Consider the following 24936-nt stretch of genomic DNA (forward strand, 5'->3'; position numbering starts at 1 on the left):
CCGGCCGAAAGGGAAGGGTGTTATCCCGCCGCTTGCTCGAACTTCGGTTCGCGGCCGGTCAGCGCGGCATCGACCAGCTCGTCCAGATGCCGGTTCCGCTCTGCCGACATCATTCCGGCGCACTGGTTGACCACACGGCTGGCCTTGCCGTCTTCGCCCACCGGTTCGATTGCAAGCGGGCACCACCAGCCGCTGCCGTTCTGGCTGTCGTCGAGAACCTGCCACTCCAGCGTTTGTTCGTAGTTCACCCACACCTGGGGTTTCAGCAACGACCATCCGGGCAGAATGCCGCGCTCAAAATCGGCCGATAGCAAAATGCGCCGCGCGTCCTCGGCGGGCATCGCGTAGGTCTTTTCCGCCACGCCGCCCGCCGAACAGCCCCCGAGCGCCGCGCCTGCAATCAGACCGAAAACAAGATTCTTCATCCCCATCCTCGGTTGGCGACGGCCCTAGTGCAATGGGGTAAATATCGACTGAACACGGGGTTAGCGGCAGCTGGCGTTCAAAAGAAAAGGGGCGACCCGCAGGCCGCCCCTCCCCGTTTTGGCATGTCGCTTCCGAATAATCAGAAAGCGAAGCCGACGCCCGCGACGAAGGTGTCGAAATCGCCGAAGTTGTTGATGAACTGGTGGCGATATTCGGCCTTGGCATAGATGTTCTGGCCCAGCTTGTGCTGGTAACCGGCGCCGACATAGGGATCGTCGATGTCGCTGAAGGTGTAACCACCGGTGACATAGGCCTTGCCGTTCGCGCCAACCTTGGCGCCGACGCGGCCGCCGGCCGAGAACTGGACGTCCGCACCGTCGATCAGTACCTTGTCGCCGGCAACTTCGGCGCCGACAAACGCGGCCGAGCCAAGGTCGAAGTCATAACCGGCGGCGAGGCCGATGGTGCCTTCGTCAATGCCGTTGCCGGTGATCAGGCCACCGCGCAGTTCGACGCGGCCTTCGCCGCCTTCGGCTGCCATGGCGGGGGTTGCAACGATGGCCGTCAGGAGAGCGGCTGCAACTGCGAATTTCTTCATTTTATTTTCCTTCTGCTTTTACATGGCCACGCCCTTTGGGTCGCGGTCCACCGCCTAAATGGCGTTCGCAGCTGTCGCTTCAATGAACGGATCGTTCAGAATGTGACAATTTTCTTACCTGTGTTATTTTTACCACACGGTATATAATGGACGTGCAAAAGCGCGGCCAAAAATGTGGCGGAAAAGCTCGGATTTTCGTGATGTTCGCTTGGCGCAGCGAAGGGCGATCAGCCCAACGCCGCCTGTTTCTCTTCCGCAATCCGGTCGAGTTCGGCGCGGGTCGGCTTGGTTGCGGCGCTTTTCAGCTGGCCGCACGCCGCCATGATATCGCGCCCGCGCGGGGTGCGGATCGGGGCCGAAATCCCGGCCTTGAAAATCAGGTTGCTGAACGCCTTGACCCGCTCGGGCGACGAACATTCATAGATCGCTCCGGGCCAAGGGTTGAACGGGATCAGGTTGACCTTGGCATGCAGGCCATATTCGCGGATCAGCCGCACAAGCTCGCGTGCGTCGTCGTCGCTGTCATTCTTGTCCTTCAGCATCACATATTCAAAGGTGATGCGCCGCGAATTGCCCGCGCCGGGATAGTCGGCGCAGGCTTTCAGCAGCTCGTCGATCCCATATTTGCGGTTGAGCGGCACGATCTCGTCGCGGATCTCCTTCGACACCGCGTGCAAGGATACCGCGAGATTGACGCCAATCTCTTCGCCCGCGCGTGCCATCATCGGCACCACGCCGCTGGTCGACAGGGTGATGCGGCGGCGCGACAGCGCCAGCCCGTCGCCGTCCATGACAATCTTCAGCGCGCCCTTGACCTCGTCGAAATTATAAAGCGGCTCGCCCATGCCCATCATCACGATGTTGGTCAGGATGCGGCCGTCGGCGGTGTAGTGGCCACCCTCTTCGTCATCGTCATCCTCGGGGTCGGGGCCGAAGCCCGCCATCGTCCCCTTGGGCCATTCGCCGAGTTCGTCGCGCGCCAGCATGACCTGTCCGACGATCTCGCCCGCGCCCAGATTGCGGACCAGCCGCATCGTCCCGGTGTGGCAGAAACGGCAATTGAGCGTGCAGCCAACTTGGCTCGAAACGCACAAGGTTCCCCGATCGGCGTCGGGGATGAAGACCATCTCATACTCTTGGCCGTCGGCGGCGGCGAGCAGCCATTTACGCGTGCCGTCGCTCGACACCTGCGCCTCGCGCACCGTCGGACGTCCGATGATGAAGCGGTCGGTCAGCCAGGGGCGCATCGCCTTCGCAATATCGGTCATCGCCTCGAAATCGGTGACCCCGCGGTGGTACATCCAGTGCCAGATCTGCTTGGCGCGCAGCTTCGCCGCCTTGGCGTCCAGACCCGCCTCGACCAGCACCCCGCCGATCGCGTCGCGGCTCAGCCCGACCAGGTCGATGCGGTTGCCCCCGCGCAACGGGACGGTGCCCGTGGTGACGGGGTCGATGTGGCCGGGAATCTGCATGATGCGCGGCCATATAGGGGGGAAGGGGGAAATGTGCAATCTGCTGAACCGGTACATGATTGCGGGTGCCGACGACACGCCGCGCTCCCTAGAATATCGGCAGACATTGAAAAGGTTATGCCATGCGCCGCGCGCTTTCCCTTGCCGCCTTGCCGTTCGTGATCGCGCTCTCCCCGACCGCGTCGGCGGAGGCGGGGCAGAAAATATGTACGCGCCATTCGACGATCGTGCTGGAACCCGGCGAAACGGCGGAGGTCAATGGCGCGGGGGCGAGCGGGGTCGAACTGTTGATCTCCGGCCCTGCGGGGCAGTGGATTTTTGTCGATTACAACGGGCTGCCCGCTCCCGGCGCGGGTGACGTGCCGGTCGCATCGAACAAGACGCAAACGGTCGTCCGTCGCGGCCACACGCCGCTAATCTATGCCATCTATTCGAAGGCGTCGCGGCTGATCGAGGGCAAACAGCTCACCGCGTTCATCAGCGGCCTGTACATCGACCGGCGACCGCTGGCCCAGCCGCGGATCAAGGGCAATGACGCCGACAAGGCGGTGTGGAGCCGCATCCTGCTGGGGCAGACGAGCAGTTGCGACCTGCGCTGGGTGCCGGGGCAGGGGCTGGTGAACTAGCGCGGGCGTCGCACCGTCGCCGCCAATAGGGTGGCGGGGCAACGCCCGCGATATGCGATCATGCCGCTGTGACGGCTTATTTCCGGATCGACGAGACCCGGATCATCTGCGGGCGGGCCGCGTCGGCGATCACCTGTTCGGCCTGTGCCGAGGCAAGCTGCCGCGTGTCGGCGCGGCACTGGCGGACGTCATTCTTGCCTTGAAGGTCGTAATCGGGTGCGCTTCCGCACACTTCGACGACGGCGCGCCAGATGCGGCGATCGAGGCTCTTGGCCCCGGCCTCGGTGCTGAGGTCAAGGTCGCGATGCTGGACGGTGACGCTCGGGTTCGCGAGCGGCGCCGGTTGGGCGAAGGCTGGCTGGCCCACCGATGCGGTAGCCAGCGCGGCGAGGATCAGAAGCTTTTTCATCTTGTGTCTCCATCGACCGGCTGAAGAGGAGGGGAGGAAGCCGGTATCGGAGAGATAAGCGATTGGTCGGCGCGGCAGGAGCAACGATGTTGCGCGGCCATTCTGCAAAATTGCAGAATGCCGCGGCCACGCTTATGACGCACAAGACGCCATGTATGATTGGAACGACCTGAAAGCCTTTCTGGCGGTGGCCGAAACGGGCAGCACCCTGTCCGCGGCGCAGGCGCTGCGCGTCAGCCAGACCACCGTCGCGCGGCGCATCGCGGCGCTGGAGGAAGCGACCGGACTCAACCTGTTCGAACGGCGGCAGGCGGGCTATGCGCTGACCCCGGTGGGCGAGGCGATGCTGGGCAGCGCCGCGGCTGTCCGCGACGCGGCGGCCCGGTTCGGCGAAGCGGCCAGTGCTTCATCGCGCGAAGTCGGCGGCACGGTCAGCCTGACGACGATGGAGATTTTTGCGGTCACCATCCTGCCACCGATCCTGCGCGATTTGCGCGCCGCACATCCCGGCATCCATATCCAGCTCGATACCTCGGACGAGGCGCGCGATCTGGCGAGCGGCGCCGTCGACATCGCGATCCGCAGCAGCAAGCAGCCGACCGGCGCGGGACTGGTCGGGCGCCGCATCGCCGACAATCCGTGGACGGTCTATTGCAGCCGAGATTACGCCGACCGCCACGGCATCCCGCACAGTCGTGAGCAACTTGCCGCGCATCCGTTCATCGGCGGCGGCGGCGGGGTGTGGGAACCCTATCTGGCGTGGCTCAGGCAATATGGGCTCGAGGAGGCGGTGGTGATGAAATATGACAGCGCCACCGGCCTGCTCGCCGGGGTGCGATCGGGCATGGGGCTCACGGTGCTGCCCGCCTTCATTGCCGACCGGGAACCCGATCTGATCCGCTGCATCCCGCCCAAGCAGGAAGACACGACAGGGCTGTGGCTGCTGACGCATGAACGATTGCGCCATGTCCCGCGCGTACGGCTGGTGCTCGATTTCCTCGCGGTCGAGCTGACGAAATTGGCGCGCGCCTAGGCGTCGCCACCCGTCTCGCGATCAACGGATCTTGGCGCACCCCAATGCCGCGGCGTCGATCGCCGTCGCCGCACCACGCAGCCGATAGGTATCGGCGATCGCACCGCCGGTCGCCGTGCTGCTCGTGACGCTCATGCTGGGGGCCGATCGCATCGCGGCGATGATCGCGGCGTCCATCCGCGCGTCGCTGGCCCAGCCATGCGCGCCGTTGCCGGTCAGGATGAAGCGGCGGCTACCGATCGTCAGGCGCAGGTCGCGCCCCGGCGCGCGCGCCTTTGACAGGCGGACATAGAATTGCCCGCGGATCCGCGATTTCGGCCAGTAGCCGACGCTGGCATAGCCCTTGACCGTCGGCGTGCCGATCGTCGCCGCGGGTGCCGCCAGCGCGTAGCAGCGCGGGGTGGCGGGGTCGCGGAAGGCGCCCCAGCCGTCAAAAATGCCGAGCGCGGTCGGGGTGGCGGCAAGCGTCGTCGCCGGCAGCGCCGCCAATGTCGCAATTAAGAAAGTCCGGAGCCGCATCGCGCCTTCGTTCGCGCGATTGGGGATGCTTTGCAAGCATGGCTTGCACGTGCTGATGCGTGCGTTAAGGAAGGTGGGCATTTTCAGGGGCCGGGAATCGGGGCAGCGAATCGCCGCCGACGCCTTGTCCCTCAGGGACTTTTCCCGCGGAACACAGGGATGGCGGATTAGAATGAAAGCGACGATCGAACGCGCGGTGTTGTTGAAGAGCCTTGGCCACGTCCAGTCGGTGGTCGAACGGCGCAATACCATTCCCATCCTGTCGAACGTCCTGATCGAAGCCGACAGCACCGGCCAGCTGAAACTGATGGCGACCGACCTTGACCTGCAGGTTGTCGAAACGATCGCGGCCAAGGTCGAAACCGCGGGGACGACCACCGTGTCGGCGCATACTTTGTTCGAAATCGCCCGCAAGCTGCCCGAGGGCGCCGAGGTCAGCCTGGCCGCCGCCGAGGGCAAGATGCAGGTCAAGGCCGGCCGTTCGAACTTCAACCTGCCGACGCTGCCGCGCGACGATTTCCCGGTGATCGCCGAGGGCGACCTGCCGACGAATTTCGAGTTGCCGGTCGCCGAACTGATCCAGATCATCGACAAGACGCGCTTTGCGATCTCGACCGAGGAAACGCGCTATTATCTGAACGGCATCTTCCTGCACGTCGCCGAGGATGCCTCGGGTCCGGTGCTGAAGGCCGCGGCGACCGACGGCCACCGCCTCGCGCGCTACACCGTCACGCGCCCCGATGGCGCGGCGTCGATGCCCGACGTCATCGTGCCGCGCAAATGCGTCACCGAAATCCGCAAGCTGCTCGACGAGGCCGAAGGCAATGTCGAAATCAGCCTGTCGGCGTCGAAGGTGCGCTTCCAGCTTGGCAATGCGATCCTGACCTCGAAGCTGATCGACGGCACCTTCCCCGATTACAGCCGCGTCATTCCGACTGCGAACGACAAATTGCTCAAGGTCGATCCCAAGAGCCTCTATCAGGGTGTTGACCGCGTTTCGACGATCGCCAGCGAAAAGACGCGCGCGGTCAAGGTCGGGCTCGACAAGGACCGCATCACCCTCAGCGTGACCAGCCCCGAAAACGGCACCGCGGCTGAAGAAGTGGCGGCGGCCTATGACAGCGACACGATGGAAATCGGCTTCAACGCCCGTTACCTCAGCGACATCCTGGGTCAGGTCGACGGCGACAGCGTCGAACTGCACCTCGCCGATGCGAACGCGCCGACGCTGATCCGCGAGAGCGAGAAGAGCCCGGCGCTGTATGTGTTGATGCCGATGCGGGTTTGATGCAATTTCCTTCTCCCTGGATGGGAGAAGGATACGGAGCCTTATCGCGAAGCGATTAGGCGGAGTTGGATGAGGGTGACGGCGCGCCCTTTCGCCGTCATGTCAGGCCGACAGCGCACCCCCACCACTGCGACTAGGAAGCAAGCTTCCAAGTCTCGCTGCCTCCCCCATCAAGGGGGAGGGAACTTTTTTACCCCGCCTTCGCGACCCGCCAGATCACCCCGCCGGTGTCGTCGGCGACCAGCGCGCTGCCGTCCTTCGCGACCTTGACGTCGGCCGGACGGCCGCGGGTGGTTTTGCCGTCCTTGCCCAGAAACTGGTCGAGCAGGGTGACGGGCAGCGCGTCGACGGGCTTGCCGTTGGCACCGAATTTCACGAACACGACGCTGTAACCCGCGACCGGCTCGCGGTTCCATGACCCGTGCAGCGCGATCAATGCGCCGTTGGCCCAGCGCTCGCCGAGGTCGAGTCCCTGGGTAAAGGTCATGCCCAGCGGCGCGGTGTGCGCGCCGAGCCCATATTCGGGGCGCTTCACATATTGGCGGCGATCCTCGGCCTCGGGTTCGACGCGCGGGTCGACGAACCCGCCCCAATAATACCAGGGCCAGCCATAAAAATCGCCTTCGGTGACATCGGTCAGATAGTCGGGGACGAGGTCGCTGCCGAGCATATCGCGTTCGTTGACGACCGCCCACAGTCGCTCGCTGCCCGGATGGAAACCGAGCCCGACGGGATTGCGGATGCCCCCGGCGAAGGTGCGGATATATTTCTGTTCGGGCCTGACTTCGAGCACGCTGGCGCGGCGGAATTCGCGGTTCATGCCCGCTTCGCCGATATTGCTGTCAGCCCCGACGCCGACATAGAGCCAGCCGTTGGGGGCAGCGACAAGGCTTTTCGTCCAGTGACGATTGGTGCCCTTGGCGGGCAAGTCGACGATTTTCGTGGGCTTCCCACTCATCTTCGTTTCCCCCGCGACATAGGGGAAGGCGAGCAGCGCGTCGGTGTTGGCGACGTAGAGCGTCGTCCCGACCAGCGCCATGCCATAGGGCGAGTTGAGCCCGGTCAGATAGGCAGTCCGGACCTCGGCCTTGCCGTCGCCGTCGGCATCGCGGAGCAGGGTGATGCGGTTCGCCGACGGACGGCGGCTGGTGCCGCCCTTGGTCATCAGGCGGTTCATGATCTTGCCTTCGATCCCCGACGTATCGCGCGGCGGGCTCTGCGATTCCGCGACAAGCACGTCGCCATTGGGCAGCACGAGCATCGTGCGCGGATGATCGAGCCCTTCGGCAAAACGGGCGACTGCCAGCCCCTGCGCGGCGCGCGGCGCCTGCCCCGCGGGCCAGCTTGTCGCTTCGGGGACGTTGATCGTCGGGAATGTCTCGGTCTTTTGCGACGCCATCACCGGTACCCGGCCGCTGAGTTCGGCGGTCGAGAAGCGCGCCACGTCGGGCCGCGACATGATGTACAGCGTCACGCCGCCGACGATGATCAGCAGCAGCAGGGCGAGGGCGACATATTTCAGGATCTTGCGCATCGCGCTTATCTACACGGCTGATGCGCGGCGGCAAAGGGTTGAAACATCGGCGGCGCGGCGACGAACGCGGTTAACAGCGGAGCGATCGCGATTAACCTTACCCGAATCTTCATCATGGTTGGGAACGGCGCGGTGAGGGGCGCGGTTTAGAAGGGGCGCTCCAAGGCAACGGACGGGGACTCCATGCATCTGCCTGCACCATTTCTGTCCGATCGCGCCGCGGTCGAGGACGCCCATGCGCTGATTCGCATGCACGGCGAAGAGGCCGGCTTCGCCGCCGCCGCGCGCGCCGAGCAATATCGCGTGCTGGGCAATCACGTCCATTTCGCGCGCTGGCGGCAGATCGAACGACTGATCACCTATCTGGCAGCCGAGGATGTTCTCGACACGGTGCATTGAATATCCTTCCTCCCCCTTGATGGGGGAGGCAGCGAGACTTGCCAGCTTGCTGGCCTAGTCGCAGCGGTGGGGGTGCTGTATCGGCCTGAGATGACCGTGCAAAGACGCACCATCACCCCCATCCAACGTCGCCTAATCGCTGCGCGATAAGGCGACGTATCCTTCCCCCATCAAGGGGGAAGGAGGTCAAATCCGCAGCCCTGCCGTCTCCGGCAATCCCGCCATGATGTTGAGGTTCTGGACACAGGCACCGCTTGCGCCCTTGCCCAGATTGTCGAGCCGCGCGACGAGGCGCGCCTGGCTGGCATCAGCATTGGCAAAGACGAACAGCGCGATCCGGTCGTCACCCGCGTCCGAGGCGCGGAGCAGCATTTCGCCGTCGGTCGGCGCTTCGCCCATGACGACCACCGGGCTCGCTCCGTAAAAATCGGCGAGCGCCGTGCGCAAGGCGTCGGGCGACGCGGCACCGGGCATTACGCCGAGCGGTAGCGGAACCTCGACCACCATCCCGCGATGCGCGGGGATCACTGCGGGCGAAAAGAGCGGGCCGATCGCCAGCCCGCACTGCGCCTGCATCTCGGGCACATGCTTGTGGCAGAGCGTCAGCGCATAGCCGCGCCAAGCGATGTCGCAGTCCGCTTCGAAGCGTTCGATCAGCGCCTTGCCGCCGCCCGAATAGCCGCTGACCGCGTGGCAGATATAGGCCCAGTCGGCAGGGAGCAGACCCGCGCGCACGAGCGGTGCGACGAGCGCAATGAAACCGGTCGAATAACAGCCGGGGTTCGACACGCGCGCGGCGCCGGCGACGGCGTCATGTCCGCTGACCTCGGGAAAGCCATAGACCCAGCCAGGCGCGACCCGATGCGCGGTCGATGCGTCGATCACCCGGGTGCGATCATTGGCGATCATCGCCACCGCCTCGCGCGCGGCATCGTCGGGCAGGCAGAGGATGACGAAATCGGCGTCGTTCAGTGCTTCGCGCCGCGCATCCGCGTCTTTGCGGCGCGTATCGTCCAGCGTCAGCAGCGAAAACTCGCGCCGTCCGGCAAGCCGCTCAGCGATTTCGAGGCCCGTCGTTCCCGCCGCGCCGTCGATGAAAACCGTCTTTGTCATATCTTATCGCAGTCGTTTATATCCGCTCACCGGCGGATCATGATCCTTGGCAGCCGATCGCGCGATGACGTCGGCCAGCGGTTCTGCTTTCACCGCCATCCATCGTCGGCTGGCATGGATGATGTTGCGCTCGTCGGCCATGATGCCGACATGGCCGGGGAAAAATACGAGGTCGCCGCGCGCGAGCGCCGCCGGGTCGACATCCTTGTCCGCGCCGAGCGATGCGAGTTGCAGGTCGCTGTCGCGCGGCAACTGGACCCCCGCGGCAGCCCAGCTCAGCTGGACGAGGCCCGAACAGTCGATGCCCTTCGACGTGCGGCCGCCCCACAGATAGGGCGTGCCGATCAGCTCCTCGGCGCGTCCTGCGGGGTCGCTGTCTTCGGCGCCAACCTCGACCAGCGCGGCCAGCGGAAAATAACCGTGCGCGGTCGCCAGCCATTCGCCCTCGATCTCGCCCATCACCAGCGCGCCGCGCGGCAGTACCGCGGGGCCGCCGCTCGCGGCGTCAGGCGCATTGTGCAGGATCGCCTCGATCATCTCGACGCGGTGCGTCGGCGCGATCGGCGCGGCGAGCGCGTCGGCCGACAGATAGCCAACATAATGGTCGGCAAGGCAATAGCCCCACGCCCAGCCGCCGGTGAGGTCGAGCAGCGCAAAGCCTTCGCCGAACAGCAGCTCGCTCGTCTGGTCGGCGTCGAGCGACGGCGATCCGCGCAGCACCGCGGCGGGCAGGATGCCGCTGCGCATCATCGGCGCAGCATAATGCGGTGCAAAATGCTGCCCCGCGACCGCGATGTCGGCCAGGTCGGGGCGGATCGCGACGATGCGCGGGTCATAGGCCTGCGATGTGCCGGTCAGGCCAAAGCGATCGCGACCCGCGCCGACGGCGCCGGGGCGCCCCATGCGAACGCGATTTGCCGCTGAATTGTCGCCGCTTTGACCTGTCACTTGCCGTCCTGTTGTCATCCGACGTCCGCCGGGCGCGGACAGTCGCGCGCCATTAGACCAGCCGGGGTCCGCATATCAAGAATGTTCAACCCCTGCCGCGCCGGTCGTATCGCGCCTGCAGCATGGCCCATGCGGCGCGCAGCCCCAGCGCGGCGCCGCCCTTGGGCCGCCCGGGCTTTGCCGACGGGCGCCAGGCAAAGGTGTCGAGATGCGCCCATAGCGCGCCCTCGGGTACAAAGCGTTTGAGGAACAGCGCCGCGGTGATCGTCCCGGCAAAGGCCGAGCTGCCGGCATTGCCAAGGTCGGCGACGTCGGTTTCAAGGAGCTCGGCATAGCCGTCCCATAGCGGCATCCGCCACAACGGATCGTCGCGGTCGGTACCGGCGGCCAGCATCCCGTCGGCCAGCGCGTCATCATTGGCGAACAGCGGCGGGAGGTCGGGGCCGAGCGCGACGCGCGCGGCCCCGGTCAGCGTCGCGAAATCGATGATCAGCTCGGGCTTGTCCTCGCCCGCCTTCGCCAGCGCGTCGCCCAGCACCAATCGGCCCTCAGCATCGGTGTTGCCGATCTCGACCGTCAGGCCAAGACGGCTCTTCAGCACGTCACCGGGACGGAAGGCGTCGGCGGAGATGGCATTTTCTGCCGCGGCAACCAGACAGTGCAGCCGCACGGGCAGCCCGCTCGCCATCACCAGCTCGGCAAGCGCCAGCACATGCGCCGCGCCGCCCATATCCTTTTTCATCAGCCGCATGCCCGACGCCGGTTTAATGTCGAGCCCGCCGCTGTCGAAACTGATCCCCTTGCCGACCAACGCGATGCGCGGGTCGCCGTCCTTGCCCCATTCGATCTCGATCAGCCGTGGGGCGTGGTGCTTGGCGGCGGCACGTCCGACCGCGTGGATCATCGGATAGCCCTGTTCCAGCGCCTCGCCCTTGGTGACGGTCAGCTTGCCGCCATGCGCCTTGGCGATCCGTTCGGCGGCCTTTTCGATCGCGGCGGGTCCCATATCGGCGGCGGGGGTGTTCACCATGTCGCGAACCAGCGCGACCGCGCGCATTTCGGCGACCATCGGTGCGATCGCGCCGACATCGCTGGTCAGCAGCACGCGCGGCCCCTTGCTCTCGACCTTCGTGCGATAAGTGTCGAAACGATATTGCGCGCTCATCCACCCGAACAGCGCCTTGCCGGGTTGCTGACCTTCGAGCCGATAGCGTCCGGCGGGCAGGATCTGGCCCAGTTTGGCAAGGCACCACGCCGACAGGCTGTCGACCTTCGCGACGGTGGTGACGACCGCCCAATTGTCGGGGTCGTCACCCGGCAGGATCGCTTGGACATAGGGGTCGGGCTTGAAGCCTACGGCGGCAAGGTGCGCGCGTTCGCGGGCGCTGCGGCTCTTGAGCCATTCGTCATAGCCCTTTTTGTCGACAAGATGGATCGTGCGCGCGTCCTGCCCCTTGTCGGGCTGGATCAGGTCGGAATAGTCGGTCATGCCGACGGTGCTAGGCCGCCGGGGATATTTTGTCGATTCCCGGCGTTATGCTGACATGACGACAGAAATTCGGCCCCGTTCCGCCCTGCTGCTCCTGACCGGTGCGGCGCTGCTTGCCGCCTGTGCCGAGGATCCGCCGACGCCCGCCGAGCAGGCGGCCGCAGCTGCGGTTCCCGGCGCGCCGCCTGACGGCGTCGCCGACGTGGAGGCGAAAAACGCGGCAGCGTCCAACGTCAGCGAAAGCAATGACCTGATCGAGTTCGCTTATGCCTATCCGCGTGATGCCGCCACGATTCCGGAACTCGCCGGGTGGCTGGACAATGACCGCGCGACGAGGCGCGATGCGCTGATCGCGGCGGCGGGGCGCGACAAGGCCGCAGCCGAGAAAGCGGGCTTTCCCTATCGCAAGCATAGCCATTTGCAGACATGGCAACGTGTGTCGAACACGCCGCGCTTCCTGAGCCTGTCGGCGGAGATCCAGACTTATACCGGCGGCGCCCATGGCATGACCAGCTTTGCGACGCTGTTGTGGGATCGCAATCGCGCCAGGCGGCTGCAACCGCTCGACCTGTTCACCAGCGGCGAGGCGTTCGATGCCGCGATCCGCGAGCCTTTCTGCGCAGCGATCAAACGCGCCAAAGCGGCGAAGGGCATCGTCCGCGAAGAGGCGCCCGACAGCCCGTTCGCGGGCTGCCCCCCGGCCTCGGCGCAGACGGTGTGGATCGGATCGTCCGACGGACGTTATCTCGACCGCATGACGATCGCGATCGCCCCCTATGAAATCGGTCCCTTTGCCGAGGGCAGCTATCGGGTGAACGTGCCAATGACCGGCGCGGTGGTCGCGGCGGCGAAGGACGAGTTCAAGCGCGACCTGCTCCCCATCAACTGAGGTGGCCGCACGCCCCGCGCTGCATCGCCAAACGCTATTCGGCGGCTTCGAGTTCGCTCGCAGCGGCTGCCGCTTCGCGCGCATTGGAAAAGGTCAGCACGCCGTCGTCGATCGCTCCGCTGCGCATGTCGATCCGGTCCTGCACATAATTTTGGCTGAGCCGCCAGGGCAGCGCCACCGTGCTCTTGGGCATGATGTGCAGCGAACGCTGGATATAGCCCGACGAGAAGTCGAAGACGTTCTCTTCCTCCAGGCTCGCCGGATCGGCGAGCGCGGGGGTTGCGACCGTCGTCCCGGTGGCCTGCATATGGTTGAGCACGCGGCAGACATATTCCGACACGATGTCGGCGCGTAGCGTCCAGCTGGCGTTGAGATAGCCGAATACCGCCGAGAAGTTTGGCACGTTCGAAAACATGCACGCCTTGTAATAGAAATGATCGTGCCAGTTGACGGTTTCGCCATCGACACGCACCGGAATCTTGCCCGCGACGGCCAGCTTCAGCCCCGTCGCGGTGACGATGATGTCGGCGTCCAGATGCTGGCCCGATTTCAGCTGGATGCCCGTCGCGTCAAAGCGTTCGATATGGTCGGTGACGACCGACGCCTTATCGGCCTTCATCGCCTCAAAGAAATCGGCATCGGGGACGAGGCACAGCCGTTGATCCCATGGGTTATAGGGCGGGGTAAACGCCTTGGCATCATAGCGGTCGCCGAGGCTCGCCTTCAGCTTGTTGGTCAGGAATTCCTTGACCTTTTCGGGCTTTTCGCGCGCGCGCCGAAAGGCGATGTCTTGCAGGCGGACATTCTTGAAGCGGGTGATCTTGTACGCCAGCTCCTCGGGCAGGAATTTACGCAGGAAATTTGCCAGCCCGTCCTTTGCCGGGCGGATGAAATACCAGGTCGGGGTGCGTTGCAGCATCGTCACATGCGCGGCCTTGTCCGCCATTGACGGGACGATCGTCACCGCGGTCGCCCCCGATCCGATCACCACGATCTTCTTGCCCGTATAATCGAGATTCTCGGGCCAGAATTGCGGGTGGATGATCTGGCCCCGGAAATCCTCGCGCCCGGTGAAATTGGCGTCGAACGGCTCGTCATAGTCATAATAGCCCGCGCCGAGGTACAGCCAGCGCGCGGTGGTGGTCGATGTCGCGCCCGCGGCATCCTCCAGCGTCACCGTCCAGCGCGCAGCCGTGCTGTCCCAATCGGCCCCGACGACCTTGCGGTCGAAACGGATGCGCTCGCGGATATGGCGTTCGTCGACGATGCGGTTCAGATATTCCAGGATCGACGGACCGTCGGCGATCGATTTTTCATGCTTCCAGGGTTCGAACACGAACCCCAGCGTATGCATGTCGCTGTCCGACCGGATGCCGGGATAGCGGAACAGGTCCCAGGTACCGCCCAGATTGGCGCGGCGCTCGACCAGGGCAAAGCTGCGATCGGGGCAATGCATCTGCAAATGCACCGCCATGCCGATGCCCGAGATGCCCGCGCCGACGATCAGCACATCCTGATCGACCGGTGCAGCGTTCGCGTTCGCGGGGCGTTCCATCGTCGCCGTGCCTGCCATCATCCTGTCTCCCGACTATGTTTGGAGGCAGATTACGCACCGCGTTGCATTTTGCAATCGAATTGACGTTTACGGAAAGCAGCGACGCGGTGAAGCCCGCTTGTCGCTGTCACAATATTGTCATAGGGGCGTAACGATTTTGTCACCTTGGGCCGCCGCGCCCGCCCTTGCAGGAAAGGATAGAGCCCGTGCGTCAGATCGCTGTCCTTCCCTATCGCTTCAGCGGCGCGGCGCACGATGGCCCGACCGAAATCCTGTTGATCACGTCGCGCGAGACCAAGCGCTGGGTGGTGCCAAAGGGCAATCCATTGACCGGAATGACGCGCCATGCCGCGGCGGCGATCGAGGCGGAGGAGGAAGCGGGCGTAACCGGCTCTGTCTGTCCGACCCCGATCGGCAGTTATGAATATCGCAAGCGCCGCGCGAACGGCGCGGCGATCATGTACAATGTCGAAGTCTTTCCGCTCGCCGTGACCAACGAGCTCGCCGAGTGGAAGGAAATGGACGAACGCGAACGCAAATGGTTCTCGTTCCGCGATGCCGCTTCGGCGGTCGAGGAACCCGATTTGCAGGCGTTGATCCGCTCGTTCGGCGATGGCGGTTTTCGCGCCGTCGCCGCACCGCGCAGCGTTGTCCTGGATGTAGCCGAAAAAGCAGGGGTAAGCCGAATGTTCGCATGGTTTCAGCGATTGCTGCCGCGACAGGGAAATTTCTTTGAATTGTTCGAAAGCCATGCCGCGACGCTGGTCGCCGGCGCCAATGCGCTGTCGCGCATGTTGCAGGGCGGCGAGGGGATGGCCGACCATGTCCAGGAAATCATCGAGCGCGAACATGACGCCGATGCGATCACCCGCGAAGTGCTCCAGACGGTTCGCCGCACCTTCCTGACCCCGTTCGACCGCAGCGCGATCACCGATCTGATCGCGTCGATGGACGATGCGATCGACGAGATGCAAAAGACCGCGGGCGCCGTCGATCTGTATGATGTCACAGAATTCGAACCCGAAATGCGCGACATTGGCGGCATCATCGTCGACGCGGCGCGCTTGACCGCGGAGGCGCTGCCGCTGCTGCGCAATATTTCGGCCAACGCGACGCGCCTGCATGAACTGACCGAGCGACTGGTACGGATGGAAGGTCATGCCGACGAAATCCACGCGGCGGGGCTCAAGCGCTTGTTCAAGGAACATGGGCAGTCGAACAGCGCCCGCTTCCTGATCGGGCGCGAACTCTATCGTCATCTGGAGCGCGTCACCGACAGCTTCGAGGATGTCGCGAACGAGATCGACGGCCTGGTCATCGACCACGCATAAGCGGGGGCGCAAACCATGCACGAACTCGCTTTCCCGCTCCTCGTCGGCCTGATCATCCTGGCGCTGGCGTTCGATTTCCTGAACGGACTCCACGACGCGGCGAACAGCATCGCGACCGTCGTTGCGACGCGCCTATTGCGTCCGGTGCAGGCAGTGGTTTTTGCCGCCTTCTTCAACTTCGCCGCCTATTTCCTGTCGATCATCTTTCCCGAACTTCACAAGGTTGCCGAGACGATCGGCAAAGGGATCATCGACAAGGATCTGGTGACCCCGGCGGTGGTGTTCGGGGCGCTGGTCGGCGCGATGTTCTGGAACATCGTCACCTGGCTGAAGGGCATTCCGTCGTCGTCGAGCCACGCGCTCGTTGGCGGCATCGTCGGCGCAGGCGTCGCGCACGCGGGGTTCGAGGGGATCGAGTGGACGGGGCTCAACAAAACCGTCATCGCGATTTTCCTCTCGCCGATGCTCGGCATGTTGCTGGCGATGCTGGTGATGCTGGTCAGCAGCTGGGCGCTGCACCGCGCCACCGCCAAATTCGCCGAAAAAACCTTTCGCCGCCTCCACCTGCTGTCATCGGCTGCCTATTCGGTCAGCCACGGGCTGAACGACGCGCAAAAGACGATGGGGATCATCGCGGTGCTCCTATATTCGACCGGCTATCTGCAGGGCGAGTTTCATGTCCCGCACTGGGTGGCGTTCAGCTGCTATGTCGCGATCGCGCTAGGCACCCTGTCGGGCGGGTGGAAGATCATCGAGACCATGGGCGGGCGGATCACCAAGCTGTCGCACCATCAGGGTTTCGCGGCCTCGACCGGCGGGTCGATCATGGTGTTCACCGCCAGCCTGCTTGGCATCCCCGTGTCGACGACGCACACGATCACCGGCAGCATCATCGGCGCCGGCGTCGCCCGCCGCGCCAGCGCCGTACGCTGGGGCGTGGCGAGCAATGTCGTCGCGGCGTGGTTCATCACCATTCCCGCGAGCGCGGTGGTGGCGGCAGCGTTCTACGGCATCACGCGGCTGTTCTGATCAGCGCGCCGGGCGGTAGTCGACGCGCGCGCCGCCGACCATGCGCACCGGCAGGTAAAGTCCGTTGCCATAGGCCTTGATTGCGCCGATTTCGAACCCGTCGATCTGGGTACGAATGACAAAGGCGCCTTCGCGGCGCTGGTCGACCGCGCGCTTGATCTTGCCCTGCAACTCGCCAAGGTCGCGGGTGAAATTCTGGGTCAGGGCGTCGGCGATCAGCGGCGCAAAGCCGGGATTCTGTCCGAGCGCGATGAGCAGGTCGCCGCCGACTCCGTCGGTATCGCCGGTGATCAGCAGGTCGGCAAAGCGCACCTCGGCCGACCCCGGTTTGTTGACCGGTACCGCGGTCATCCAGATGCGGCCATGGGTCGGTTCGCCGCTGCGACTGGCGAGCCGCATCGCGACATCGACGCCCAACGCGACGCGCCCGTCCGGCGCGCCATAGATTGTCGACGGCCCGAACTTGACCATCATCGGGCCGACCTTGGGCAGGTCGAACGGCCGCGCCGACCGTTTCTTGAGCGCGCGATCGACGACGGGTTGCAACTGCGCATAGTCGGCGAGCACGGGCACCCGCACGTCAAAGTGCGGCGTCGGTTTTTCGCGAACCATGGTCGGCAAGGGCGTCGGGGTGGGATCGGCGGGTCGGCCCGAGACAAAGGTTTCGGTGATCGCCTCCAGCCCTAGGTTGAGCCGCATTTGCTGCCCTTCCATCCGATACCCGCCATAGAGGATGCGCTGCGGCGTGACGCGCATCCACACCGGCGGGTTTTCGCGATTAAGCTCGAGCGCGGTGAAGCTCTGCCGCCAGACATCGGCGGCTTGTTTGCGGATGTCGATGCGGGCTATTTCGCGGTTCACCTCACGCTCGACGTCGCGCACGACGGGCTTGAGCTTGGCATCGGCCTCGTCGGTAAAGGTGATGCGCTTGCCCAGGAAATCGATCCCGGGCGCCCTGGTCCAGCCATAGCTGATCCGCGCCGTGCCGCGCGTACGCCAGTCGGGGGTGACGTCGATCCTCACGCGCGCATGCGCCATCGCGGCGCCGGTCGCGGTCTCGCCCTTCAGCACCCCGCCGACGTCGCGCGCCGCGATCGTGGCATTGAGCGGCACGTCGACGATAATTTCGTCGCCCACCCCGCGCAGCCGCAACGCCCCGCGCGTGACGCGCCCGACGATGGTGCAGGCGATCGGCGGCGTCACCTTGACCTTCTTGCCAAACACCTTGACCCGCTGCGGCTTGACGCACGCGCGCTCGTGCCGGTTGATCGTCCACAGCGTCTTGGGGACAGCACGCTCCAGCGCCCGTTTGAGCGCGCTGGTATCGGCGTTGATAGGGACCGCGATCAGCGATTTTTGCGACGGGGAAGGGGCTTTATCGGTGGATCGCGGTGGCGGTTCGACATCGACCTTGCGGTCGCACGCCGTGAGCATGCTTGCCGACGCTATGGCCACGGCCAACAAGTTGATCGCCCGCATGTCTCAGCCCCCGATTGATGCCCCCATGGTAACACCAGTCGGTAAAGGTTGTTCCAACAAATGCGCGGATCAGGCGCGGACGACCCCGAACAGGTCATGCTCGTCGGCGTCCTCGATTTCGACGTCGACGATATCGCCCGCCTTCAGCGTCGCCGCGACGTCGCGAAGGTAGACGTGGCCGTCGATCTCGGGCGCGTCGGCCTGTGACCGGCCCGTCGCACCGATGCTGCCATCTTCGTCCGCCTCGCCAACCTCGTCGATGATCACGGGCAGCGTGCGGCCGATCTTGGCTTCGAGCTTCGCGGCGCTGATCGCGGCGGTTTTCGCCATGATCCGCTGGAAGCGTTCTTCCTTGACCTCTTCGGGCACCGGATCGGGCAGGGCGTTCGCCTGCGCGCCCGCGACTGGTTCGAAACTGAAGGCGCCGACGCGGTCAAGCTGCGCCTCGTCGAGCCAGTCGAGGAGATATTGGAAATCTTCTTCGGTCTCGCCGGGGAAGCCGACGACGAAGCTCGAGCGGATTGCGATGTCGGGCGCGATCGCGCGCCAGCTTTTCAGCCGCTCGAGCACCTTCGCCTCGTTCGCGGGGCGCTTCATGCGCTTGAGGACGCTCGGGCTCGCGTGCTGGAATGGGATGTCGAGGTACGGCGTCAGCAATCCCTCGGCCATCAGCGGGATCACCGCGTCGACATGCGGATAGGGATAGACATAGTGGAGGCGCACCCACGGGGCGCGGCCTTCGCTGGTGTGCAGCTGGCCGAGTTCGCGAGCGAGGTCGGTCATGTGGGCGCGGACTTCGCGGCCATGCCACTGGCGCGGATCATGTCTGATATCGACACCATAAGCCGAGGTGTCCTGGCTGATCACCAGCAGCTCCTTGGTCCCCGCGGCAACGAGCTTCTCCGCCTCGCGCAGCACCGCATCGATGCGGCGGCTGACGAGTTTGCCGCGCAGATCGGGGATGATGCAGAAGGAGCAGCTGTGGTTGCAGCCTTCGGAAATCTTCAAATAGCTATAGTGCCGCGGCGTGAGCTTGAGCCCGCCCTCGGGAACGAGGTCGACGAACGGTCCCTGCGTCGGCGGCGCGGCGTCGTGGACCGCATCGACCACCTGCTCATACTGATGCGCGCCCGTGACCGCGAGGACGTTGGGAAAACGAGCGCGGATAACCTCGGCTTCATTGCCCATGCAGCCGGTCACGATGACGCGGCCATTCTCCGCCATCGCTTCGCCGATCGCTTCGAGGCTTTCCTCCTTCGCCGAGTCGAGGAAGCCGCAGGTGTTGACCAGCACGACGTCGGCGCCCGCATAGTCGGGCGACAGGCCGTAACCGTCGGCGCGCAGCTTGGTCAGAATCCGTTCGCTATCGACCAATGCCTTGGGGCAGCCGAGCGAAACCATGCCGACCTTCGGCTGGGTGGGGAGCGTTTTGACTGTCATGATTGCGGGCGCGCATAAGCGATTTTTTGCGGTTTGTCACGCGATGCTGTCGTGGGTGCGGCGCGAAGCGTTCGGATCCAGCCAAAGCCGCTCCTATCGCTCCGCTCCCCCGACCCTCACCCCAAACTGGGCAGGTCGAGCCCCTTTTCGCGCGCGCAGTCGATCGCGATGTCATAGCCTGCGTCGGCGTGGCGCATCACGCCGGTGCCGGGATCGTTCCACAGCACGCGCTCCAGCCGCTTCGCCGCTTCGGGCGTGCCGTCGGCGACGATCACCATGCCGCTGTGCTGCGAATAGCCCATGCCGACGCCGCCGCCATGGTGGAGCGACACCCAGGTCGCGCCCGACGCGGTGTTGAGCAAGGCATTAAGCAAAGGCCAGTCCGAAACTGCGTCGGACCCGTCGCGCATCGCTTCGGTTTCGCGGTTCGGTGAGGCGACCGAGCCCGAATCGAGATGGTCGCGGCCGATGACGACCGGCGCCTTGAGTTCGCCGTTCGCGACCATCTCGTTGAAGGCAAGGCCGAGCCGGTGACGGTCGCCGAGCCCGACCCAGCAGATGCGTGCGGGAAGACCCTGGAACTGAATCTTCTCCCGAGCCATGTCGAGCCAGTTGTGGAGGTGCGTGTTGTCGGGAAGCAGCTCCTTCACCTTGGCGTCGGTCTTGTAGATGTCCTCGGGATCGCCCGACAGCGCGGCCCAGCGGAACGGGCCGATGCCGCGGCAGAAGAGCGGGCGGACATAGGCGGGGACGAAGCCCGGGAAGTCGAACGCGTTCTCGACGCCCTCGTCCTTCGCCATCTGGCGAATGTTGTTGCCATAGTCGGTCGTCGGCACGCCTGCGGCCTGCATTTCGAGCATCGCCTGTACATGGACGGCCATCGACGCCTTTGCCGCCTTGGCGACCGCAGCGGGATCGCTCTCGCGCTTCGAAAACCACTCGTCGAGCGTCCAGCCCGCGGGGAGATAGCCGTTGACGGGGTCGTGCGCCGACGTCTGATCGGTCAAGAGGTCGGGGCGGATGCCGCGGCGCACCATCTCGGGCAGGATCTCCGCCGCATTGCCGAGCAGGCCGACCGAGGCGGGCTTGCCCTCGGCATGGCTGGCGTCGATCATTGCAATGGCTTCGTCGATGGATGAGGCCTGCTTGTCGAGATAGCCGGTGCGCAGGCGCATTTCGATGCGGCTCGGCTGGCATTCGATCGCAAGGCACGACGCGCCCGCCATCACCGCCGCGAGCGGCTGCGCGCCGCCCATGCCGCCGAGGCCAGCGGTGAGCAGCCACTTGCCTGCAAGGCTGCCGCCATAATGCTGGCGGCCCATTTCGACGAAGGTTTCGTAGGTGCCCTGAACGATGCCTTGGCTGCCGATATAGATCCAGCTGCCCGCCGTCATCTGGCCGTACATCATCAGGCCCTTTTTATCGAGCTCGTGGAAATGGTCCCAATTCGCCCATTCGGGGACGAGGTTCGAATTGGCGAGCAGCACGCGCGGGGCGTTCTCGTGGGTGCGGAAAACGCCGACTGGCTTGCCCGACTGAATGAGGAGGGTCTCGTCACCTTCGAGCCGTTTCAGCGTCTCGACGATCCGGTCATAGCTTTCCCAGTCGCGCGCAGCGCGGCCGATGCCACCATAGACGACGAGCTCGTGCGGCGCCTCGGCGACGTCGGGGTGCAGGTTGTTCATCAGCATCCGCATCGGCGCTTCGGTGAGCCAGCTTTTGGCGGTGATTTCGGGGCCGGTCGCCGGGCGGATCACGCGGCTGTTGTCGAGGCGGGTCATGCTTGTCCTTTCGCAAAGTCGAGGGTCGCGGCGATCACTTGCTCCAGCACGGGCCGAATCGCGGGGTTGGGATCGATGGGGGACGGCCAGTTGGCGTGGGTGATCGGGTCGGGTTCCGCCATGTAGCCGCGCTGCGCGAGTTCCATCTGGATGGCGTGAATGCCGTCCTCAGGCTGGCCGTAGTGACGGGTCGTCCAGCCGCCCTTGAAGCGGCCGTTGACGACATGGCTGTACCCGCTCGCGCCGCAGATATTGGCGATAATCGTTTCCAGCCGTGGATCGCAGGTCGTGCCGCCGTTGGTGCCGATGTTGAACTGCGGCAGCTCGCCGTCGAACAGGCGCGGGACGTGGCTGCGGATCGAATGGGCGTCGTACAGGACGACGCGGCCGTGCGCGGCTTTCAGTCGGCCCAGTTCTTCGCTCAGCGCATCATGATAGGGGCGGTGATAGAGATTGAGCCGCTGGGTGATCGACGCCTCGTCGGGCTGGTCGAAGCGATAGAGCGGTTCGCCGTCGAAGGTCGTCGTCGGACAGAGTTCGGTCGTCGCCTGTCCGGGATAGAGCGACGCACCCGACGGATCGCGGTTCATGTCGATCACGCTGCGCGAAATATCGGTCGCGACCAAGGTCGCGCCCAGATCGGCGGCGAAGGCGTAGAGATCCGCGATCCACCAGTCGGTATCGATCTGCGCGTGCCAGGGCGAGACGAACTGCGCGTCCAGACCCGCGAGGTCGGTGCCGCCATGCGGGAAGGCGATGACGAGCGGCGCGTCGCCGCGATGGACGCGCAGCCACTCCATCAGCCGAGACCCGGCAGGTCGGCGGAAACCGCGGCGACTAGGCTGCCGTCGCGGATCAGCGCGGTCGCCGCTTCCATATCGGGATAGAAATGGCGGTCGTCCTCGAGCGTCGGAACCGCGGCGCGGAGATGTCGGCGCGCCGCTTCCAGCGCGTCGCTCGATACGAGCGGCGCGTGGAAATCGACGCCCTGACACGCCGCGAGCAGTTCGATGCCGAGCACCGCGCTGACATTGTCGGCCATCTCAAGGAGGCGGCGCGCGCCGTGCGCGGCCATCGACACATGATCTTCCTGATTGGCGCTGGTCGGGATCGAGTCCACGCTGGCGGGATAGGCGCGCTGCTTGTTCTCGCTGACGAGTGCGGCGGCGGTCACCTGCGGGATCATGAAGCCCGAGTTGAGGCCGGGGCGCGGGGTGAGGAAGGCGGGGAGGCCCGACAAGGCCGGATCCACGAGCATCGCGATGCGGCGCTCGGAGATGGAGCCGATCTCGCACAGCGCCATGGCGATCATGTCGGCGGCGAATGCCACGGGTTCGGCGTGGAAATTGCCGCCCGACAGGGCTTCGTCCCCAAACGGACCAGCGTCGGCGAAGATCAGCGGATTGTCGGAGACGCCATTGGCTTCGACGCCGAGCGTTGTCGCGGCTTGGCGGAGCAGATCGAGCACCGCGCCCATCACCTGCGGCTGGCAGCGAAGGCAGTAGGGATCCTGCACGCGCGGATCGTCGACCGCGTGCGAGGCGCGGATCGCCGATCCCGCCATCAATCCGCGCAGCGCGTCGCCCACCTCTCGCTGCCCGGCATGGCCGCGCAGCGCGTGGATGCGCGGGTCGAACGGCGCGTCGGAGCCTTTGGCGGCTTCGGTCGAGAGCGCGCCAGTGATCAGCGCCGAGCGGAACACCGTTTCGGCGCGGAACAGCCCCGCGAGTGCGTTGGCGGTGGAAAATTGCGTGCCGTTAAGCAGCGCCAGCCCTTCCTTCGGGCCGAGTTCGAGCGGCGCCAGGCCCGCCTGTGCCAGCGCCTCGGCGGCGGGCTTCGTTTCGCCGCCAAACTCGATGTCGCCGACCCCGATCATCGCCGCGGCCATGTGCGACAGCGGCGCAAGGTCGCCGCTCGCGCCGACCGATCCCTGCGACGGGACGACGGGGATCAAGCCCCGGTCTAGCATCGCCTCGAGCATCGCCACCGTTTCGCGCCGCACCCCCGAGGCACCGACGCCAAAGCTCGCGAGCTTGAGCGCCATCATCAGGCGGACGACGGGGGTGGGCGAGGGCGCGCCGGTCCCCGCCGCGTGGCTGAGCACGATATTGCGCTGGAGCGTCGCCAGATCATCGCTCGCGATGCGTACGCTGGCCAGCTTTCCGAAACCGGTGTTGATGCCATAGACGGGGTCGCCCTTGGCAACGATCCGCGCCACCGCGGCGGCGCTTGCGTCGATCGCACCCCATGCCGCGGCATCGAGCGCGGCGCCCGCGCCGTCATAAATGGCGCGCCAGTCGGTCAGCGTCATTGCGCCGGGGGTGATCGTCACAAATGTCATTGGCCGTCCTTGATGCGTTGGTAAAGCGGGTTGAAGCCGATGCGATAGACCAGCTCGGCGGGGTCGCTGACGTTCCAGATCGCGAGGTCGCAGGCCTTGCCGGGCTCGAGCGTGCCGATCTCGGCGCCGAGGCCGAGCGCCGCGGCAGCGTTCACCGTCACCCCGCGCAAAGCCTCAACAACGGTCAGCCCGAACAGCGTCGCGCCCATATTGAGCATGAGGAGGAGCGAGGTCACCGGCGAGGTGCCGGGGTTGCAATCGGTCGCCAGCGCGATCTTTACCCCGTGGCGCCGCATCGCGGCGGTCGGCGGCAATTTCGTCTCGCGCATGAAATAATAGGCGCCGGGCAGCAGCACCGCGACCGTCCCGGCCTCCGCCATCGCGCGGACGTCGTCGTCGGTCGCATGTTCCAGATGATCGGCCGACAGCGCCCCATGCCTTGCCGCAAGCGCACTGCCGTGCAGCGCCGACAATTGTTCGGCGTGGAGCTTCACCGCGAGGCCATGCGCTTTCGCCGCCTCAAACACGCGCTCGCACTGCGCGGGTGAGAAGCCGATGCCTTCGCAAAAGGCGTCGACCGCGGTCGCGAGCGGCGCCGCGGCCGGGATCATCGCATCGACGACAAGGTCGATATAGGCGTCGCTGTCGCCCTTATATTCGGGGGGTAGCGCATGGGCGCCCAGAAAGGTCGGCGCGACGCGGACCCGCCGCCGTTGGCCCAGCGCGTGCGCGGCGCGCAGCATTTTCACTTCGTCGGCGGCGGACAGGCCATAGCCCGACTTGATCTCGATCGTCGTGACGCCTTCGCCGAGCAGCGCGTCGAGGCGGGGCAGCGCGGCTTCGACGAGCTCGGCCTCGGTCGCGTCGCGCGTCGCGCGCATCGTCGACACGATCCCGCCGCCAGCGCGCGCAATATCCTCGTAGCTCGCGCCGTCGAGCCGCATCGCCCATTCGTTCGCGCGATTGCCGCCGTGGACGAGGTGCGTGTGGCAGTCGATCAGCCCGGGGGTGATCAACCGGCCGCCGCAATCGGTGCTGTCCGCCGCCTTGCCCGGCGCGCCGTCGGCGGGTCCGGCATAGACGATGCGCCCGTCCTCGGCCGTGACGACGCCATCGTCGATCAGCCCCAGCCCGTCATCGGTCATCGTCGCGAGTCGCGCGTTGGTCCAGCTATGCTCCATCTGGACAACATCTCCCGAATGGGTCATTATGTCTAGACATAATATGAGGGCATGTG

At 65.4% G+C, this 24936-nt stretch carries 23 protein-coding genes; 7 read left to right on the forward strand and 16 right to left on the reverse strand.

The genetic code is table 11. From position 1 onward, the window contains the following. Nucleotides 1-20: 20 nt before the first annotated feature. The 3 genes from SPYCW_RS04165 to rlmN all read right to left on the reverse strand — a co-directional run bounded on the left by SPYCW_RS04165 (nt 21) and on the right by rlmN (nt 2496). Entirely contained in the window at nt 21-431 is a 411-nt protein-coding gene (locus SPYCW_RS04165) for a hypothetical protein (RefSeq protein ID WP_120215731.1), read from the reverse strand. Between the two features lie 134 nt (nt 432-565). Beyond that, nucleotides 566-1024: an outer membrane protein gene (locus SPYCW_RS04170; RefSeq protein ID WP_120215732.1), complete on the reverse strand. Its 459-nt coding sequence runs from the start codon at nt 1022-1024 to the stop codon at nt 566-568. 227 nt (nt 1025-1251) lie between these two features. Continuing rightward, nucleotides 1252-2496 carry a 23S rRNA (adenine(2503)-C(2))-methyltransferase RlmN gene (rlmN, locus tag SPYCW_RS04175; protein WP_120215733.1) on the reverse strand — a complete coding sequence of 415 codons (1245 nt, stop codon included), beginning with the start codon at nt 2494-2496 and terminating at the stop codon, nt 1252-1254. Nucleotides 2497-2618: 122 nt separating this feature from the next. Between rlmN and SPYCW_RS04180 the strand changes: the two genes are divergently transcribed. Further along, the gene (locus SPYCW_RS04180; protein WP_120215734.1) at nt 2619-3122 is read left to right on the forward strand and encodes a hypothetical protein; all 504 of its coding nucleotides are present in this window, start codon (nt 2619-2621) and stop codon (nt 3120-3122) included. Between the two features lie 76 nt (nt 3123-3198). Here the strand turns inward: SPYCW_RS04180 and SPYCW_RS04185 are convergent, their stop codons facing one another. After that, a complete protein-coding gene (locus SPYCW_RS04185) occupies nt 3199-3531 on the reverse strand; it encodes a UrcA family protein (protein WP_120215735.1) in 333 nt (110 codons plus the stop codon). 151 nt (nt 3532-3682) lie between these two features. On the opposite strand from SPYCW_RS04185, the gene SPYCW_RS04190 reads away from it, so the two are divergent. Beyond that, nucleotides 3683-4564: a LysR family transcriptional regulator gene (locus SPYCW_RS04190; protein ID WP_120215736.1), complete on the forward strand. Its 882-nt coding sequence runs from the start codon at nt 3683-3685 to the stop codon at nt 4562-4564. A 21-nt stretch (nt 4565-4585) separates the two neighbouring features. Here the strand turns inward: SPYCW_RS04190 and SPYCW_RS04195 are convergent, their stop codons facing one another. Next, nucleotides 4586-5083 carry a hypothetical protein gene (locus SPYCW_RS04195; RefSeq protein ID WP_120218093.1) on the reverse strand — a complete coding sequence of 166 codons (498 nt, stop codon included), beginning with the start codon at nt 5081-5083 and terminating at the stop codon, nt 4586-4588. 172 nt (nt 5084-5255) lie between these two features. Here SPYCW_RS04195 and dnaN point away from each other — a divergent pair, with 172 nt between their 5' ends. After that, nucleotides 5256-6371 carry a DNA polymerase III subunit beta gene (gene dnaN / locus SPYCW_RS04200; protein ID WP_120215737.1) on the forward strand — a complete coding sequence of 372 codons (1116 nt, stop codon included), beginning with the start codon at nt 5256-5258 and terminating at the stop codon, nt 6369-6371. 190 nt (nt 6372-6561) lie between these two features. Here dnaN and SPYCW_RS04205 read toward each other — a convergent pair whose 3' ends face one another. After that, on the reverse strand, nt 6562-7905 hold the full coding sequence (locus SPYCW_RS04205; protein ID WP_120215738.1) for a PQQ-dependent sugar dehydrogenase: 1344 nt from the start codon (nt 7903-7905) through the stop codon (nt 6562-6564). 183 nt (nt 7906-8088) lie between these two features. Between SPYCW_RS04205 and SPYCW_RS04210 the strand changes: the two genes are divergently transcribed. Further along, nucleotides 8089-8304 carry a hypothetical protein gene (locus SPYCW_RS04210; RefSeq protein WP_120215739.1) on the forward strand — a complete coding sequence of 72 codons (216 nt, stop codon included), beginning with the start codon at nt 8089-8091 and terminating at the stop codon, nt 8302-8304. Between the two features lie 186 nt (nt 8305-8490). On the opposite strand, the gene argC is transcribed toward SPYCW_RS04210, so the two are convergent. The 3 genes from argC to SPYCW_RS04225 form a co-directional block, all read right to left on the reverse strand. Then, a complete protein-coding gene (gene argC / locus SPYCW_RS04215) occupies nt 8491-9417 on the reverse strand; it encodes an N-acetyl-gamma-glutamyl-phosphate reductase (RefSeq protein WP_120215740.1) in 927 nt (308 codons plus the stop codon). A gap of 3 nt (nt 9418-9420) precedes the next feature. Beyond that, the gene (locus SPYCW_RS04220) at nt 9421-10320 is read right to left on the reverse strand and encodes a C40 family peptidase (protein ID WP_120215741.1); all 900 of its coding nucleotides are present in this window, start codon (nt 10318-10320) and stop codon (nt 9421-9423) included. Between the two features lie 130 nt (nt 10321-10450). Continuing rightward, entirely contained in the window at nt 10451-11854 is a 1404-nt protein-coding gene (locus SPYCW_RS04225) for a leucyl aminopeptidase family protein (protein WP_120215742.1), read from the reverse strand. A gap of 55 nt (nt 11855-11909) precedes the next feature. Here SPYCW_RS04225 and SPYCW_RS04230 point away from each other — a divergent pair, with 55 nt between their 5' ends. Beyond that, nucleotides 11910-12743, forward strand: coding sequence for a DUF4163 domain-containing protein (locus SPYCW_RS04230; protein WP_120218094.1), 834 nt, complete (start codon nt 11910-11912; stop codon nt 12741-12743). A 34-nt stretch (nt 12744-12777) separates the two neighbouring features. Here the strand turns inward: SPYCW_RS04230 and SPYCW_RS04235 are convergent, their stop codons facing one another. After that, nucleotides 12778-14316 (reverse strand): flavin-containing monooxygenase, encoded by a 1539-nt coding sequence (locus SPYCW_RS04235; protein ID WP_232014916.1) that lies wholly within the window; start codon nt 14314-14316, stop codon nt 12778-12780. 188 nt (nt 14317-14504) lie between these two features. Here SPYCW_RS04235 and SPYCW_RS04240 point away from each other — a divergent pair, with 188 nt between their 5' ends. Both SPYCW_RS04240 and SPYCW_RS04245 read left to right on the forward strand, forming a co-directional pair. Continuing rightward, nucleotides 14505-15629, forward strand: coding sequence for a DUF47 family protein (locus SPYCW_RS04240; protein ID WP_171005249.1), 1125 nt, complete (start codon nt 14505-14507; stop codon nt 15627-15629). Nucleotides 15630-15644: 15 nt separating this feature from the next. Then, a complete protein-coding gene (locus SPYCW_RS04245) occupies nt 15645-16658 on the forward strand; it encodes an inorganic phosphate transporter (protein ID WP_120215743.1) in 1014 nt (337 codons plus the stop codon). Here the strand turns inward: SPYCW_RS04245 and SPYCW_RS04250 are convergent, their stop codons facing one another. The 6 genes from SPYCW_RS04250 to hutI all read right to left on the reverse strand — a co-directional run bounded on the left by SPYCW_RS04250 (nt 16659) and on the right by hutI (nt 24907). Then, nucleotides 16659-18137 carry a DUF4403 family protein gene (locus SPYCW_RS04250; protein WP_120215744.1) on the reverse strand — a complete coding sequence of 493 codons (1479 nt, stop codon included), beginning with the start codon at nt 18135-18137 and terminating at the stop codon, nt 16659-16661. 69 nt (nt 18138-18206) lie between these two features. Next, nucleotides 18207-19577: a 30S ribosomal protein S12 methylthiotransferase RimO gene (gene rimO, locus SPYCW_RS04255; RefSeq protein ID WP_120215745.1), complete on the reverse strand. Its 1371-nt coding sequence runs from the start codon at nt 19575-19577 to the stop codon at nt 18207-18209. A gap of 116 nt (nt 19578-19693) precedes the next feature. Continuing rightward, nucleotides 19694-21358 carry a urocanate hydratase gene (gene hutU / locus SPYCW_RS04260; RefSeq protein WP_120215746.1) on the reverse strand — a complete coding sequence of 555 codons (1665 nt, stop codon included), beginning with the start codon at nt 21356-21358 and terminating at the stop codon, nt 19694-19696. Beyond that, nucleotides 21355-22158 carry an N-formylglutamate deformylase gene (gene hutG, locus SPYCW_RS04265; protein WP_120215747.1) on the reverse strand — a complete coding sequence of 268 codons (804 nt, stop codon included), beginning with the start codon at nt 22156-22158 and terminating at the stop codon, nt 21355-21357. The genes hutU and hutG overlap by 4 nt, the downstream gene beginning before the upstream one ends. Beyond that, nucleotides 22158-23699, reverse strand: coding sequence for a histidine ammonia-lyase (gene hutH, locus SPYCW_RS04270; RefSeq protein WP_120215748.1), 1542 nt, complete (start codon nt 23697-23699; stop codon nt 22158-22160). Before hutH ends, hutG begins: the two co-directional genes overlap by 1 nt. After that, entirely contained in the window at nt 23696-24907 is a 1212-nt protein-coding gene (gene hutI, locus SPYCW_RS04275) for an imidazolonepropionase (protein ID WP_120215749.1), read from the reverse strand. The genes hutH and hutI overlap by 4 nt, the downstream gene beginning before the upstream one ends. Nucleotides 24908-24936: the final 29 nt, after the last annotated feature.

Source organism: Sphingopyxis sp. EG6 (genome assembly GCF_003609815.1).
Classification (GTDB): domain Bacteria; phylum Pseudomonadota; class Alphaproteobacteria; order Sphingomonadales; family Sphingomonadaceae; genus Sphingopyxis.